The organism is Nocardia sp. 2TAF39 (assembly GCF_052114905.1).
In the GTDB taxonomy this organism is placed as follows: domain Bacteria; phylum Actinomycetota; class Actinomycetes; order Mycobacteriales; family Mycobacteriaceae; genus Nocardia.
This window is the reverse complement of record NZ_JBFRFQ010000046.1, coordinates 23724-39093: the sequence shown is the minus strand read 5'-3', so window position 1 is coordinate 39093 and position 15370 is coordinate 23724. Positions and strand designations below refer to the sequence as shown.

The 15370-nt window shown below is 66.6% G+C and carries 11 protein-coding genes and 1 pseudogene; 8 read left to right on the top strand and 4 right to left on the bottom strand.

What is annotated here, in order from left to right:
- The first annotated feature begins 48 nt into the window (after positions 1–48).
- From AB4Z47_RS24430 to AB4Z47_RS24410, 5 genes and pseudogenes are all read left to right on the top strand, one after another.
- Positions 49–1110, top strand: a complete 1062-nt coding sequence (locus AB4Z47_RS24430) for an alkene reductase (protein ID WP_441953898.1) — start codon at positions 49–51, stop codon at positions 1108–1110.
- Positions 1111–1235: 125 nt separating this feature from the next.
- Positions 1236–1613 carry a MarR family winged helix-turn-helix transcriptional regulator gene (locus AB4Z47_RS24425; RefSeq protein WP_441953896.1) on the top strand — a complete coding sequence of 126 codons (378 nt, stop codon included), beginning with the start codon at positions 1236–1238 and terminating at the stop codon, positions 1611–1613.
- Positions 1610–2527 (top strand): SDR family oxidoreductase, encoded by a 918-nt coding sequence (locus AB4Z47_RS24420; RefSeq protein ID WP_441953894.1) that lies wholly within the window; start codon positions 1610–1612, stop codon positions 2525–2527. Before AB4Z47_RS24425 ends, AB4Z47_RS24420 begins: the two co-directional genes overlap by 4 nt.
- A gap of 221 nt (positions 2528–2748) precedes the next feature.
- Positions 2749–3588 (top strand): annotated as a pseudogene (locus AB4Z47_RS24415) (transposase); the annotation flags it as partial.
- Positions 3589–4092: 504 nt separating this feature from the next.
- A complete protein-coding gene (locus AB4Z47_RS24410) occupies positions 4093–7110 on the top strand; it encodes a Tn3 family transposase (RefSeq protein WP_441953892.1) in 3018 nt (1005 codons plus the stop codon).
- Positions 7111–7161: 51 nt separating this feature from the next.
- Here the strand turns inward: AB4Z47_RS24410 and AB4Z47_RS24405 are convergent, their stop codons facing one another.
- Both AB4Z47_RS24405 and AB4Z47_RS24400 read right to left on the bottom strand, forming a co-directional pair.
- A complete protein-coding gene (locus AB4Z47_RS24405) occupies positions 7162–8100 on the bottom strand; it encodes a zinc-binding dehydrogenase (RefSeq protein ID WP_441953929.1) in 939 nt (312 codons plus the stop codon).
- 70 nt (positions 8101–8170) lie between these two features.
- Entirely contained in the window at positions 8171–8911 is a 741-nt protein-coding gene (locus AB4Z47_RS24400; RefSeq protein WP_441953890.1) for an SDR family oxidoreductase, read from the bottom strand.
- 84 nt (positions 8912–8995) lie between these two features.
- Between AB4Z47_RS24400 and AB4Z47_RS24395 the strand changes: the two genes are divergently transcribed.
- The gene (locus AB4Z47_RS24395; RefSeq protein ID WP_441953888.1) at positions 8996–9328 is read left to right on the top strand and encodes an ArsR/SmtB family transcription factor; all 333 of its coding nucleotides are present in this window, start codon (positions 8996–8998) and stop codon (positions 9326–9328) included.
- Between the two features lie 196 nt (positions 9329–9524).
- On the top strand, positions 9525–10778 hold the full coding sequence (locus AB4Z47_RS24390) for a recombinase family protein (RefSeq protein ID WP_441953886.1): 1254 nt from the start codon (positions 9525–9527) through the stop codon (positions 10776–10778).
- 140 nt (positions 10779–10918) lie between these two features.
- Here AB4Z47_RS24390 and AB4Z47_RS24385 read toward each other — a convergent pair whose 3' ends face one another.
- Both AB4Z47_RS24385 and AB4Z47_RS24380 read right to left on the bottom strand, forming a co-directional pair.
- The gene (locus tag AB4Z47_RS24385; protein ID WP_441953884.1) at positions 10919–12142 is read right to left on the bottom strand and encodes a glycosyltransferase; all 1224 of its coding nucleotides are present in this window, start codon (positions 12140–12142) and stop codon (positions 10919–10921) included.
- Positions 12143–12515: 373 nt separating this feature from the next.
- Positions 12516–13493, bottom strand: coding sequence for an STM4015 family protein (locus AB4Z47_RS24380; protein WP_441953883.1), 978 nt, complete (start codon positions 13491–13493; stop codon positions 12516–12518).
- Between the two features lie 649 nt (positions 13494–14142).
- Between AB4Z47_RS24380 and AB4Z47_RS24375 the strand changes: the two genes are divergently transcribed.
- The gene (locus tag AB4Z47_RS24375; RefSeq protein ID WP_441953881.1) at positions 14143–15369 is read left to right on the top strand and encodes a glycosyltransferase; all 1227 of its coding nucleotides are present in this window, start codon (positions 14143–14145) and stop codon (positions 15367–15369) included.
- Position 15370 lies beyond the last annotated feature (1 nt).

Below are 15370 nucleotides of genomic sequence, written 5' to 3'. Positions count from 1 at the left end.
ACCGCCATTCGCATCCGAACCATCAACACCGAACGTAAGGACTTCTCCATGCTCAACGCCCTGTCGACACCGACAACCGTCGGCGGCACCTCTGTCGCCCATCGACTCGTCATGGCTCCGATGACTCGCGACCGCTCCACCCCCGAAGGCGTTCCGACGCCGCTGAACGCCCAGTACTACGCTCAGCGCGCATCCACTGCCCTGATCATCACCGAGGGAACGCAACCCTCCGACGACGGCCAGGGCTACCTACTCACCCCGGGCATCTACACCGACGCCCACATCGCCGGCTGGCGCGCGGTCACCGACGCGGTGCACGCGGCCGACGGCAGAATCTTCATCCAGTTGATGCACGTCGGACGGGTCTCGCATCCCGACAACACTCCCCACGGACGCCAACCGGTCGCGCCGTCGGCCATCACGCCGAACAGTGCCATGTTCACCACATCCGGACTGCAGGAGATGCCGACACCACGAGCACTGTCGACCGTCGAGGTCGCCGCGACCGTCGGTGACTTCCGACGCGCCGCTGCGTCCGTGGTCGCGGCCGGCGCCGACGGAGTGGGGATCCACGCAGCCAATGGCTACCTGATTCACCAGTTCCTGTCCGGCAACACCAATCAGCGCACCGATGGTTACGGTGGCTCGATCGAGAACCGGATCCGTTTCGCTGTCGAGGTCGCAACCGCGGTGGCCGATGAGATCGGGGCCGACCGCACCGGCCTGCGCATCTCTCCCGGGAACGCACTGAACGACATCGCCGAGTCCGACACCGAGGACCTGTACACCGCACTCGTCGGGGCCCTGAGCCCGCTGCGCCTGGCATACCTGCACATCATGCATTTCGGCAATGACGCCCTGCTCGCCACGATCCGAGATCTGTGGCCCACGACACTGATCGTGAACCGTGCCGGCACCGATATCGCCACCCGCGCCGCCGATATCGACAGCGGCACCGCCGATCTCGTCTCAGTCGGCAGCCTCGCGCTGGCCAACCCCGATCTCGTAGCGCACCTGCAAGCAGATGCGCCGCTGAACGAACCCGCCCCGTCGACCTTCTATCAAGGCGGCGCCGTCGGCTACACCGACTACCCGAAGTTCGCTGGCTGAGGATCGATCAGATGTCGAACCTAACAACGCCGGTCTCCGCAGCCTTCGACGAGGGAGAGGTGAGTTACGCGATCTTCGAACTCGCCCGCGCACACCGCGGTTTCGCCGCGGCACTGCTTCGCCGGATGGAGCTTCATCCCGGTCAAGAACTGATACTCATGCACCTGCATCACCGGGATGGGCAGACCCAATCCGAATTGGTCGCGAGTGTTGGGGTCGACCACTCGACGATGTCGAAAGCATTGCGGCGCATGCAAGAAGCCGGGCTGATCGTCCGCGAACCTGCCGAACACGATCGACGCGTGTCGGTCAATTATCTCACCGCCAAGGGCGAAGCCATGCGCGAGCCCATCGCGGCGATGTGGCGAGAGCTCGAAGAAGTCACCACACGCAACCTGACATCACAACAGGCGACATCGCTCCTCACCGCAGCACACATCATCATCGACTCGATCAACACCCGGCCTCCGACAGATGGCCCAACGGAAAGCGACAACTCATGACCTCCAACGCTTCACCCAGTCCCGTTCTGGTCGTCGGTGCCACCGGGCATCTCGGGGGCCAGGTCGTCGACGAACTGCTCAACCTCGGCAAACACGTTCGCGCGTTGGTCCGCCCGACCACCGACGCGAGCGCGCTCGAGAGCGGCGGAGTGGAAATCGCCCGCGGTGACATGCTCGATCTCGACTCACTGATTGCTGCGATGGACGGCGCAGACGCGGTCGTCACCACCGCCGCCGGCTACACCCGCGGCGGAAAGAACGCGACCGACATCGACACCATCGGCAATGCCAACCTCGCCGAAGCCGCACACCGGACCGGGATCCGGCGGTTCGTACTGACCAGCATCCTTACCAGCGACCAGACGCCCGGTGTGCCGCACTTCTGGCACAAGAAGCTCGCCGAGGACAAACTCGAAGACCTCGGAGTACCTTTCGTCGCCCTACGGCCCGGCGCCTTCCTCGACCAGATAGCGACCATGGGCGGCGATCCGATCGAGAAGGGCCGCATCATGTGGCTTGGCAAAGCTCGTACGCCACTGACTTTCGTCCTCATCTCCGACCTCGCCCGCTACCTCGCGGCTGCCGTCGATGCCGACGCCGAAGACGGCGAGCGAATCGACATCGGCTGGGACCGGCCGATTGGAGCCGCAGAGGCCGCTCGGCTACTCAGCGAAGCCACCGACCACAGCATCACAGTGCGCGCGATCCCCTCCCCCGTGGTGCGCATCGCCGGAACCGTCGCCGGCCCATTCATGCCGATCGTCAAAGACATGGCCGCCATGTTCGCCTGGTTCGACACCGGCAAATACGTCGCCGACACCACCCGGCAGGTCGAGCTCTTCGGCCCCGCTCCCACTGCCGAAGACGCCACCAGGCAGCTCGGACATCAACTTGTCGCATCGAGCGCACGATGACATATAAGGGGTTGAGGGACTGCGCCCCGAGATCCGGCGCTAAGGAGTTCCGGCACGCCGGTCGAACCGACAGAACCCGAGTGAGAACATTCGCGCGGAATCCGCGCTAATCCAGGGTTTTCATGTGGGGTGGCGTGCCGTGAACAGAGAATGGTGCTCTGAGCTGTGACAATAAGGCTTGTCGAAGGTCGTATTGTTCGCTTTTCAGGAGCACCATTCAGGTGGGTAAGTGTAGTTCGCCGTATCCGCGGCTGGCTGCGGACGGGGCCGGTTCGGGTGTCGTGTCACAGGCGGGCGCGGTGTTGCTGCTGCGCACGGCCGAGACGGTCGGGCTAACCAGCGGGTTGTCGCAAGCGTTGGCGCCGTGGCGCAAACCGGTGTCCGTGCACGACCCGGGCAAGGTATTGCTGGATCTGGCGGTGGCGGTCGCCCTGGGCGGAGACTGTCTGGCCGATGTCGGCATGCTGCGCGCTGAGCCGGGGCGTGTTCGGGTCGGTGGCGTCGGATCCGACGGTGTCCCGCACGATCGCCGGGCTGGCCGCCGACGCGCCGAAAGTGTTGGCAGCCGTCCGATCTGCGCGAGCATCTGCCCGCGCCGCGGCGTGGGATCGTGCCGGTGACCAGACGCCCGATCGCGGCATCGACGCCGAGCATCCGCTGATCATCGACCTCGACGCGACCCTGACGATCGCGTACTCGGAGAAAGAACACGCGGCGGCGACATTCAAGAAGACCTTCGGCCGCCGCCTGCTCGGGTCGTGGGCCGACCACGGCGCATCCGGCACCGGGGAATCACTGATCACGGATCTGCGGCCGGGCAACGCCGGCAGCAACACCGCTACCGACCACAAGCGGGTGCTGAACGCCGCCCTGCAGCAGTCGCCGTGGCAGCCGGGTTACCGGGTCTGGAAGAAAGTGCTGGTGCGCACCGACTCCGGTGGCGGCGCCCACGAATTCCTCGGCTACCTCACCGCCCGGCATCTGCAATACTCGGTCGGGTCGGTCTGACCGAAAACGCAGCTGCTGCAGTCGATCTCATCCCCGAACAGCTTCCGCCAGCCGTGGCGGTGGAGGTCCAACGCGTTCATGCCGGCGTCGCGGGCGGCCTCCCACACCTCACCCGACAGCAGATGCGCCCGCGGATCACGCCACCTCAACGAGGTGACGGCGAAGATGTTGCGGTGCTCGAGATGTCGATGGAACTGCTCCAACAGGCACAGCGCGCAGGCGGTACGATCCACAGTTTCCACCGGTCGCCCATCCCGGTACACCAGCCGGGACCAGGCCCCGCTGATCAGGTCATGGTCGACCAGGCGGGCGTCCAACCAGGACGCCGACAACTTCGACTTCGTGGTCAGCAACTCGCCCAACGTCTTCAGCGCCTTCAGCACCGGGGCACCCTCGGCAGTGGCACCGAACGGGGTACCGGTAGCAACTGCGCGAAAAACAACGAATATGGCGTAATGCCCTGCCGGTAGGCCGATTCCGCGCTCGGCGTGCGGGCCGGGCTGGTTGGTGCTTGGCTTGCCGATGATGTTGATCGGTGCGCTGGAGGGTGAGAGTTCGTGGCGACGCGGGTGTTCGCAGACGAAGAGCTCGAACGTTTGCGGGGATTTCCGGAGATCAGCCGCGAGGAGTTGTTCCGGTACTTCACGCTGAGCCCGGCCGATGCCGCGTTCATCGATCCCGGGCGCGGTCGCGGCCCGGCCGATCGACTGGGGATCGCGATCGCGTTGTGCGCGCTGCCGTGGCTGGGGTTCGTGCCTGATCGCGTGGTGACCGCTCCGCCGGTGGCGGTTGCGCGGCTGGCCGGTCAGTTGCAGGTCGATGCCACCGAGATCGGTTCCTACGGCCGGCGCGCCCAGACCCGCACCGAACATTTGCGGCTGGTCGCTCGGTACCTGGGTTGGCGCTCGGCGGGAACGATGGAGTTCAAGGAACTCGACGAGTTCATGCTCGCGCGGGCGATGGAACACGATTCCCCGACCCTGTTGTTCCGGCTGGCGTGCGAGTATCTGATCTCGGCGCGGGTGATCCGGCCCAGTCCCGACACCCTGGTCCGGCGCGTCGCCCACGCTCGTGAGCAGGCCCAGCGTGAGACCTATGACCGCCTGGCCCACGAGTTCACCCCGGCGCGCTGCGCGGAGCTGGACGCGCTGCTGGTCACCGATGCGTCGCTGGGGGTTTCGCGGTTGCGGTGGCTGGCGACCGGTCCGGTGGAGGCTTCGGCGGCGGCGGTGCGCGCCGAGGTCGACAAGCTGGCGTTCCTACGTGGCCTGGGTGCTGATCGCCTGGATATGTCGGTGTTGCCCGCTGAGCGGCGCCGGTTCCTGGCGGGTATGGGTCGCCGGCTGACCCCGCAAGCATTGGAGCGTCGCGATCCGCAGCGCCGGTATCCGATCCTGCTTACCGTGCTCGCCCAGTCCGGCACCGACGTGCTCGATGAAGTGGTCGCGTTGTTCGATCAGGCGATCTCGGCGAAATTCGGTGCCGCCGAACGCAAGATGCAGCAGGAGCTGGCCGAGCGCGGCAAGGCCGGAGAGGACCGCCAGGCCCTGCTCGATGATCTCTTGGCGATCGTGACCGACCCGGCGGTGGCCGATGAGGAGATCGGCGTGCTGATCCGCGGAGACAAGATCGGCTGGGAACGCTTGCGCGCCGCGCTCGCCCAGGCCACACCACGACTTCCCCGCGATCACGGCCATCTGGCCGCCCTGGACTCCTCCTATAACTATCTGCGTCAGTTCACTCCGGCGGTGCTGGAGACGGTGCGCTTCGCCGGCGGGACCGCGGCGACCGAGTTGCTGATCGCGGTCGCGATGCTGCGCGAACTCAACGCCACCGGTCGGCGCAAGGTCTTCGACGACGCGCCGGCTGAGTTCGTGCCGACGAATTGGCGCGGCTACCTTGATCAGGCTCGAAAGAGCGGCAGCGCCACCGCGTATCGGCACTACTGGGAGTTGTGCGTGCTGCTCGGTTTGCGTGACGGGTTGCGTAGCGGGGATGTGTTCGTGCCCGGTTCGCGCCGCTACGCCGATCCCGCCACCTACCTGCTCACCGCCGATCAGTGGGAACCGCAACGGGAGGAGTTCTGCCGCCTGGTCGGGCGGCCCGCCGATCCCGGCGTCGCTCTCGCGGCCGTCGTGCAGGAGCTGCACGCCGCGCTCGGTGAGCTGGAGACCGTGCTGGGCGGCGGTGAGGGGCCGGTGCGCCTGGACGAGGAGTCCGGGGATCTGATCATCTCGCCGCTGAGCGCGGAAGATGTTCCGGCCGAGGCGGTCTCGCTCAAGGCCGAGCTGACCGAGATGCTGCCGTTCGCGCCGATCGTGTCGTTGCTGATCGAGCTGGACAAACGCACGCACTACCTGGACTGCTTCACCCATCGCGGCGGCCAAGCCACCCGCAGCCCCGAGCTCAAACGCAACCTGATCGCGGTGCTGCTCGCGCATTCCACGAACCTGGGGTTGACGCGGATGGCCGAGGCCTGCGGCATCACCTACGACATCCTGTCCTGGACCAACGAATGGTATGTGCGCGAGGAGACCCTGCGCGCGGCGAATGTGGTGCTGATCGACTACCACCAGCGCCTGCCGCTCACCGCCGTGTTCGGGGCGGGCACGCTGTCTTCCAGCGACGGGCAACGCTTCCCGACGCGCGGGAAGTCGACCACGGCGCGGCCGATGAGCCGCTACTTCGCCGACCAGGGCCTGTCGACCTACACCCATGTCACCGATACCCACGCCACCTACGGCACCAAGGTCATCGTCGCCACCAAACGCGAAGCCCACTACGTGCTCGACGAAATCCTGGGCAACGCAACAGATCTGCCGATCACCGAGCACGCCACCGACACCCACGGGGTCACCCTGGTGAACTTCGGCCTGTTCGACCTGCTGGGGATGCAGCTCTCGCCGCGGATCCGGGACCTGGGCCGGATCACCTTGTATCGGTGCGAGTCCCGCGCCGACGCCCAGACGCGGTTCGAGCAGGTGGGACCTTTGCTGACCCGCAAACTGAACCTGGAGTTGATCGCCGGGCACTGGGACGACCTACTCAGGTTGGCCGGATCGCTGAAGTTCGGCCACGCCACCGCCTCCCTGCTGGTCGGCAAGCTATCAGCCTCAGGCCGCCAGAACACCCTCGCGGCCGCGCTCAAGGAATACGGCGCGCTGCGCCGCACCATCTACGCCGCCAAATACCTCTCCGACCCGGACTATCGTCGCAAGATCTCCCGCCAGCTCAACAAGGGCGAATCACTGCATGCGCTGCGCCGCGACCTGCTCTACGCCCACGAGGGCATGATCCGATCCCGCCACCTCGAGCAGCAGGCCGAACAAGCCTGGTGCCTGACCCTGGCCACGAACGCGGTAATCGCTTGGACCACAGAGTATTACGGGCTGGCCGTGGAGCAGATGCGCCGGGCCGGACAGCGGATCGACGACGAGGTCCTGGCCCACATCTCCCCGGCGCACAGCGCCAACATCAACTTCTTCGGCGCGATCGAGGTCGACATCGAAGGCGAACTCGCGCAGCTAGGCCCGACCGGCTACCGGCCGCTGCGGGTCCGCGACACCCTCTTCTGACCTGGCCCTGGTGCTCCAGACCCTTCTCATCGACATCCTGTAATGCCGATTTCAATGTGTTCCGAGCTGTCGGGTGTGTCGCCGGGTCAGGCCGCAGATCATCGGGTGATGTTTCGCTCGGATCGCTCGGCGGGTGAGTACGGCCTTGCCGCGCACCTGTCGATCGGTCAACGCTCGCAATGCTTTCGGGGTCTCGGTCCAGTCCAGGCGCATCCCGATGCGGGGGTGCAGGCGGCCGTCGGCGATCAGGCCGGCCAGCAGTGCCAGGTCCTCGGCGAAGGTGCCGGGCTCGGCGTCGCTGATGAAGCCGACGATCTCACCCATCCATGCCTGGGAGTAGAAATCGGCGAGCCTGAGCTCGGCCGGGCCACCGACGTTGCCGTAGAGGGCGAGTTTGCCGCCCCTGGCCATCCGCCGGACGGCCTGCGCGAGCAGCTGCCCGCCGACTCCGTCCAGCACCAGATGGAATGGGCCGAGCGTATCGTCGTCCAACGAGGTCACGACCTTGTGCGCGCCCTGCTCCCGCGCTTCGGCCGCCCGTTCGGGGCTGCTGACCTGGGCGGTGACCGTGGCGCCCGCGGCGGCGGCGAGTTGCACGGCGAACTGGCCGACGCCGCCGGTGGCGCCGGTGACCAGAACCTGCCGGCCCAGCACCGACCCGCCTACGCGGAGTGCCCGCAAGGCGGTCACGCCCGAAATCGGCAGTGTTGCGGCCTGTTCGAAGCTCACGCTCTGGGGCGGCTCGGCGAGTCGGCGCGTCGGCGCGGCCACCCGCACGGCCCAGCCATCCCACTCCAGGCGTGCGACCACCCGTGTGCCGGCCTGCGGGCCGCTGCCGTCCGCGGCTGCCGCGACCACCACCCCGGCCACATCCTGGCCCGGCCGAAACCCGTTGGGGCGCTGCTGGATCAGCTGTGTCTCGCCGTAGTTGATGGCGTAGGCGCGCACGTCGAGCAGGGCCTCGGCGGGTTTCGGGGAAGGCTCGGGCAGCTCGTCGGTGAATCGCAGCCCGCCGGAACCGTTGCGTCGGTGATGAATCCGCGCATGAGCGCTGAGGTGGTCATGCGGTGAATCCTCCGTCGATGGTGAGGGTGGTGCCGGTGATGAAGCGGGCGTCGGGCCCGGTGAGGTAGCAGACCATCGCGCCGATCTCGTCGGGGGTTCCCAAGCGCGGCAGGGCCATCTGCTCGGTCAGGCGAGCTGCGGCGGGGCTGTCGGCGGTCATGCGGTCGTTGGCGGTCGGGCCGGGCTGGATGTTGTTGACCGTGATGCCGCGGGGGCCCAGGTCGCGAGCCAGTCCACGGACCAGTCCCTGGAGCGCGGCCTTGGTCATGGAATACACGGCGCCACCGGGAAACGGTGCGCGGTCGGCGTTGACGCTGCCGACGGTGATGATGTGACCGTCGTCGCTCAGATGGCGCAGCGCCGCCCGCAGGGTGTGCAGCACCCCGTGCACGTTCACCTGCAACATGCGGTCGATCTGGTCGGATTCGAGCTGATCGAATCGGCCGACCGAGGCGACCCCGGCGTTGGCGACCACCACATCCAGCCGCCCGAACAATGCCACGGTCCGCGCGACCGCGGCGTCCACGGCATCCGGATCGCTGCTGTCGGCGCGGAGCGCGACGACGTTGTCCGGCCCGAATTCGGAGACGATCGCTTCGGCACGTTCGCGGGTGCTGGTGTAGGTCACCGCGACCCGCAGCCCGTCAGCGGCGAGCCGTCGGGCAATCCCCGCTCCGATCCCGCGGGAGCCGCCGGTGACCAGGGCTACGCGGCGTTCTTGCGCTGCTTGCATCATGTCGATCTTCCTCAATCATGTCGATGATCATCGAACAGTACAACGGTCATCGACAGGTCGTCCAGGCGTGGTTAGGCTGCTGGCATGAGTGGGGTCATCGACGAAACGCATCCGGGCGCGGACGAACTGCGGCTATCGACAGTGCTTGCGGCACTGTCGGATCCGGCCCGCCTGGCGGCTGTCCGCGCGCTCGCGGCCACCGATGAGGTGGCATGCACCGAGCTGCAGCAGCGCGCCGGCCTGACCATCGGCCGCTCGACGTTCTCTTACCACCAGCGGGTGCTGCGCGAGGCGGGGGTCCTGCAGGCGCGCGTGCGTGGCGCCCGGCGCATGCTCAGCCTGCGCCGCGGCGACCTCGACGCCCACTTTCCCGGCCTACTCGACGCGGTCCTCGACACCGCGGCCGAGAAGTTGTGACGGCGCCCCGAAAAGGTACTACTTTGCCGCTTATCGAGCGCGCTCGTGGTGGCGGGATGGTGCGGGGTGGCCAATGTTTCATAGGTGATCACCCATGAAACACCGCGAGATCGGTTGGCCGTCCAGGCCATTCGCTGTTTCATAGGACGGTGCATAGGTCTGGCCTTGTGAAACGCACCCATGAAACACTTTTCGGGTGAGCGACACCGATTTTCTCCGCGTGGAGGCCCACGACTGCCCGATGTCGAGCTGCGCCGCCCCGGCCGGATCACCATGCCGCACCGGAACGGGCAAAGTCGCCATCGGCTACCACACCGCCCGCTTCCGCCTCGTGCCCTCGCTCGCGAAAGCGTTGAAACTGCCGACCCCGGCGCTGCGCCGCCCCGGCGCGGTGTGGACCGAACTGCCGCGCCCGGCCGCAGCCACCACCGACGCGGGCGCGCACGTGCGCATCGGCTACGCCCGGGCCTCCACCGTGCGCCAGTCCCTGGATACCCAGCTCGATTCCCTGCGCTGCGCCGGCATCGGGCGGATCTTCTCCGAGAAGATCTCCACCCGCGCCGTGGTTCGTCCGGAACTGGACAAGGCTGTCGCGCTCGCGCGCGAGATCCGCGCCTCCGGCGCGGCGGTGACCCTGGTCGTGCACGAGCACAAACGCCTGGGGCGCGGAATCGAACTCGCCGCCCTGGCCGAACAGCTCAAGGCCGCTGACATCGGCCTGGAATTCCTCACCGGCGAACTCCAGGGCTCCCACGACCCGTCCGGGGTGGTGTTCACCGTGCTGGCCGCCCTGTCCGGGATGGAACGCGAATACATCCGCGACCGCACCCTCGAAGGCCACGAATCAGCCCGCGGGCGCGGAAAATCCATCGGCGGGGTCTCCGTCGTCGACGAGACCATGCTCTCGATGGCGCTGCACCTACGCGCGAGCAACCACAGCCTGCGCGACATTGCCGAGCGCCTGGTCATCACCACCGGGAAGAAGCGCGGCCAGCATCCCTCGCCAGCCACCGTGATGCGGCTGCTGCGTGATCATGACCGCGCCGCAGCCCCCGATGCCGTGTCCAGGCACGGTCCCGGTGCGGCCGAACTCGCCGCGGTCGTGGACCGGCTGCCCGCCGATACTCGTGCTGGTCTGCCGACGGTGGAGCGCTACGACGACCTACTGCCTTCACGGCGCCCCGGCCGGGAGTCCACGCCGCATCCCGAGCCGGAGCGTGAACAGCAAGCAGTGCAGGAACTTTCGGTGCGGCGGCTGGTGCGTCAGGTCATAGAACCTGGCGAGGTCTTCGAGGTCGGCGATCTACTCGCACAGCTCGCGCGCCTGGGCATCGCGATGACACCGGGCAAAGTCACCGGCATCCTCGACTACTGGGCCGCGCGCTCCCAGCTCACCTTGATCGGGCCCGGGATCTATCGCCGCCCGCTCGAACCCGACGACGCTCCCTGAACTGCGCCTTCGCCATATCCGTTGTTTTTCGCGCGGTTACTACCGGGACCCCCGAACTCGATGGTCGCCATCATCGGCGGCAGGAACGGCCGCACCGTCGCCTCGACGAGGACGATTCCATGTGGTTCACACGGTTACGGTCAACTTTCCCGACTTGCCGCCGTGTCGAGGAGCAGTTTTGCGGCCCTCGTGGCCCCGTCGGCGCGGATCGTGCCGGCCACGGACCGGACGCGCGCTCGGGTCTCGGGGGTCAGGGCCGTGGTGAGCGCGGCGGACAAGGAGTCGACGCTCGGCGTCGAGCCCTCGTGTGCCACACCGATGCCCAGCTCGGCCACTCGGGTGGCCCAGTACGGCTGGTCCGCGATCTGGGGCACGATCACCTGGGGCGCGCCGGCTCGGGCTGCCGTCGTGGTGGTGCCCGCGCCGCCGTGGTGGACGACGGCGGCCACCCTACGGAACAGTGCCTGCTGGTTGACTTCGCCGACGACAAAGCAGTCGTCGGCGTCATCGATCGGGGCCAGCTCGGCCCAGCCGCGGGCGAGGACGACGCGGCGGCCGCGCACGCGGCTCGCTTCGATGGCCACCCGGGCGATGTCCTTCGGAGCGTGCGCGGCCATGCTGCCGAAGCCCACGTACACCGGTGGCGCGCCGGCGTCCAGGAACGCCTTCAGCCCGTCCGGCAGTGGGCGGTCGTCGGGCAGGATCCACGCCCCGGTCTGTACGACGTCGAGGTCTGTCATGCCCTGTGCCGGGCACAGCGTCGCGTCCGCCGCCAGCCACGGCTGGGCGGTCAGGACATAGTCGCGGACGTTGTCCACCGGTGGCAGGCCGATCGTCGCCCGATGGCTGTTGAGAGCTGCGCCGTACAAGGCGTTCACCCGCTGGGCGTCCTGCTCCCACAGCACCTGGTTGTCGGTCTCGTCCTGCGGGGACGGAGTGCCCGGCCGTCTCCCTGGAGGGAAGTGCCGCGACGGCAGTCCGAGGAGGTGGAAGCACGCGAGCACGTAGTGGATGCCCAGTTTGTCGGCCACGTCCCGGGCGCCTGCCGGCATCAGGCCGGTCGCCAGCAGCGCGTCACATCCCTCGGCCGCCGCGGTGAGCGTGTCGAACCGTGCAGCGACCAGCTCGGGAGCTAGCCGGAACGCGTCTTTCGCCGTCGGTGGCTTCGGGTTGGCGACTATCGAGTGCACCGACGGGCCGAGTGGCACCAGCGGCACGCCGACACGCGCCAGCAGCTTCGCGAAATCCTCGTCCGGCGGCGCGCACACCCGCGCCTCCGCGCCGAGTTCACGCAATGCCACCGAGAGTCCTGCCAGCGGTTCGACGTCCCCGCGAGATCCCCACGTCGTCAACAAAACACGCACTTTCGAATCTCCATTTCCCCACGTCCCGGCTTCAGAGTGGCAATTCTGCGGCATGACCTGGGTCTTGCCGCAAGCCCCCCAGTCCGCTATATGTTGAAGATGAGGGGCAGCGCGGATCTACTCGCCTTCGCTAAGTGCTCTGCCACTCTGCACGGATAGCGCCCTCGCAATTCGGCGAAACACCCGTTCGAGACCACAGACGCCGACCGTCCCGGGCATCGTCGCCGAGGTCGGCCACCGCGGTCCTGGAGACATCCAGCGCGCCACATCGCCCACCGGCTGGTCCACGACGGCGAAACGGTGATCGATCCTCGCCGTCGCCGACGACTACCCACCTGTATGGCCTGTCGCGTGTGTTGTGAAATACGGCCGCTCACTCACAGACCGCGACGTAGCGCGAGAATTCGCCGTCCTCGTCGGCCTCGGCGTGCTCAGCGGCGTCCTCGGCGTACAGGAGCAGGTCCACGCCCTCTGGTTCCAATGCTTGACGCAGCCGGTCGCGCATTTCATCGCTCAGGTAATTGTGTTGCAGATCAAGGAATTTCAGATGGCCCAGTGGCTGACCGGCGAGCAGGGCGGAAGCACCTTCGTCGGTGAGCACGCCCAGGGAGATATTCAGGAATTCGAGCCGAGCAACCACGGGCGCCGAAGCCGGCGCGGCACAAATGTCGTCGTGGATCTCGCTGTTACGCAACGCCAGATAGCTCAGGCTCGGCAGCCGGTTCCCGGCGAAGATCGGCGCCAGATCAGTCACGTCGTCGTACCCCGGGCCCAGCCACAGGTCGAGATGAGTGAGGGCGGGCAGGTCGCTCGCCGCGATACCACGCACAGCATCCACTGGGATGCCACAGGTCTCCACGGTCAACTCCCGCAGTCGATCGTGCCGGACAGCGGGAAAAGCCAAGTTCTCGCCGCCGCGCACCCCGAATTCCTCCAGCTCGGGAAATGCCTCCAGCAGCTCGGTCACGCGCCCCTGCGTGATCCAGGACAATTCACACTCTTCCTGCACGATGTCACCTAGGAACAGTCCGCGCAACGCCGGCAACCGGTCCCGGGCCGCCACCAGAGCCTCGATCACCGCGTCTGGGCCGACCTCGTAATCCTCGCTCCAGACACCCACGATCAGCGCCCGCACCTGCGTCGTGTCGACGATGTCGAGGAACTGCGCGAAGATGTCCTCCCATGAGTGCGGGTGGCAGAAGCAGTAGTCCAGGTTGATGCGCCAAGCCACCGATTCCGCCGCGGGCAGCTTTTGCACATCCCCGAGCTGCGCCGCGATTTGTACGTCGTGGTACGGGAAGTCGAAGGCCTGCAACCCACACAACTCCCAGATGCGGTAGAACTCTGACATGTACGCTCGCCCTTTTCATTCTGTGCCGGCGCTGATCGGTGAGTTCTACCAAGCCCCACAGACACTGATGATGGGAAGGATCTTGATCGTCGCGTCTCTCCCACCGACTGTCGCCCTGCTTGGTTGACCTTCACTTGGTCTGACCGGCGGTCAGACCAAGGATCAGGACGAGGGGCGACATCGCTCAGTCGCCGTCCTCTACGAGCAGCAGGTATGTCGCCTCCAGGTGCACTACGCAATCGTCCGGATGGTGGTGGCGGTAGATATGTCGCAGCGCCCAGGCGCCAGCGTCGGTGCTACTCACGGCCGTGCTGTCGTTCCGCACGAGGATACGGCCCGCTACCCCGCGCTGAAAAGGCAAGGAGCTTGCGATAGCCGACGTCGGCCGCTACCGCGCCGTGCGCGGCTACGACGCCTCCGACACCATGCGCAACAAGGAGTGCGTCCTCCTCAACCGCACCGCGCTGCTGATCCAACGCTGAGCGCGCGCCCCATCCGCGCTCCACCGGATCGCGGGAGTGCCGACATGCACTGTCTCAGCCTGGCTTCCACCGGGCAAATTACTCGACACCTTCCGAGCTGAAGCAGTCGCTGGCCAGTTCCGCGGAAACGCGTACGGCCCTGTGCCCCAATGTGTCACGCTGCCGGCATGGCATTCTTGCGGGCAGATCGCATGCGCGTGCTGGTGACCGTCAACCAGTTCGAATCCCACTTCCGCGGACTGGTCACGCTGGCCGACGCGATAAGTAGGCAGGGCCACGATGTCCGCGTTGCGGCACCGGAGAAGTGGGGCGCCTGGCTGCACAGCAACTACGGCGTCGAGACCGTAGACGTGGGAATACGGTGGGCGGACCGCGAGTTCGATGCAGCCATCTTCGGACGTCTGCTCGACCGGGACATAGACGCGTTCGACCGGATGTACATGACGGAGTTCCTCGGCGACCGGATCGCCCTGCGTGTCGCGGAAGACGTACTGAACCTCTCCGAACGATGGCGGCCCGATGTCGTCCTGCACGAGTGCTCGGAATTCGGCGGTTACCTGGCCGCGGAGGTTCTCGGAATACCACACGTCACGGTGGATATCGGCCCACTGCAGCTTGTGCGAAACCTCCACGAAGACCTGATACGGCCCGCGCTGACCAGTCAGCGGGCCAAACTCGGGCTTCCGGAAGAACCGTCGACACCGGGAATCTTGCGGCATCTCACGGTCTCCCTGACGCCGAAAGAATTCAATAACGCCGATCTCGCCACCCCACTGGTCCGTTACCGGCACGAACCACCGGTACGTCTCAATGATCAACTGCTCCCGGACGTTTTCACATCGATGCCTGGCGATAGGCCGATCGTTTATCTCTCACTGGGCTCGATCGGACCCTTCTCACCGCGGTTCAGGGATCGAATGGCCGAAATCTACGGGGAGGTCTTCGCGGCCTTGGCCGAGCTCCGGTGCACTGCGGTTGTCTCGCTGCCGTCGCTGTACCAGGACATATTCCGGTCGCTACCGCCACACATCCATGTCCTGCCGTACGTCCCCCAGTCCCTCGTATTGGCGAACGTGGACCTGTTCATCACGCACGGTGGATTGAATTCGATGCGCGACACGATAACCTACGGAGTCCCGCACGTGGTACTCCCCTTCTTTGCCGATCACCCCGGAAATGCACTACGCTGCGAAACCCTCGGCACCGGCATCCACGTCGATCCCATGACCGTCACTGCCTCGGATGTTTTCACCGCCTGCCGGCGGACCCTCGACGACCCCGCCTACCGGCAGGCCGCGCGAGCGCTCAAACGACATATGTGGGCACTGCCGCCACAATCTGCATTCGCCGACGACCTCGGAGATCTCGTTCTAGGCTCGCACCGGAAGAAATAGA

Bases quoted from the DNA above. Each gene is read 5' to 3' on its own strand.
- AB4Z47_RS24430 (WP_441953898.1), top strand. From the start codon at position 49: ATGCTCAACGCCCTGTCGACACCGACAACCGTCGGCGGCACCTCTGTC.
- AB4Z47_RS24425 (WP_441953896.1), top strand. From the start codon at position 1,236: ATGGAGCTTCATCCCGGTCAAGAACTGATACTCATGCACCTGCATCAC.
- AB4Z47_RS24420 (WP_441953894.1), top strand. From the start codon at position 1,610: ATGACCTCCAACGCTTCACCCAGTCCCGTTCTGGTCGTCGGTGCCACC.
- AB4Z47_RS24400 (WP_441953890.1), bottom strand. From the start codon at position 8,911: ATGATGCAAGCAGCGCAAGAACGCCGCGTAGCCCTGGTCACCGGCGGC.
- AB4Z47_RS24395 (WP_441953888.1), top strand. From the start codon at position 8,996: ATGAGTGGGGTCATCGACGAAACGCATCCGGGCGCGGACGAACTGCGG.
- AB4Z47_RS24380 (WP_441953883.1), bottom strand. From the start codon at position 13,493: ATGTCAGAGTTCTACCGCATCTGGGAGTTGTGTGGGTTGCAGGCCTTC.
- AB4Z47_RS24375 (WP_441953881.1), top strand. From the start codon at position 14,143: ATGGCATTCTTGCGGGCAGATCGCATGCGCGTGCTGGTGACCGTCAAC.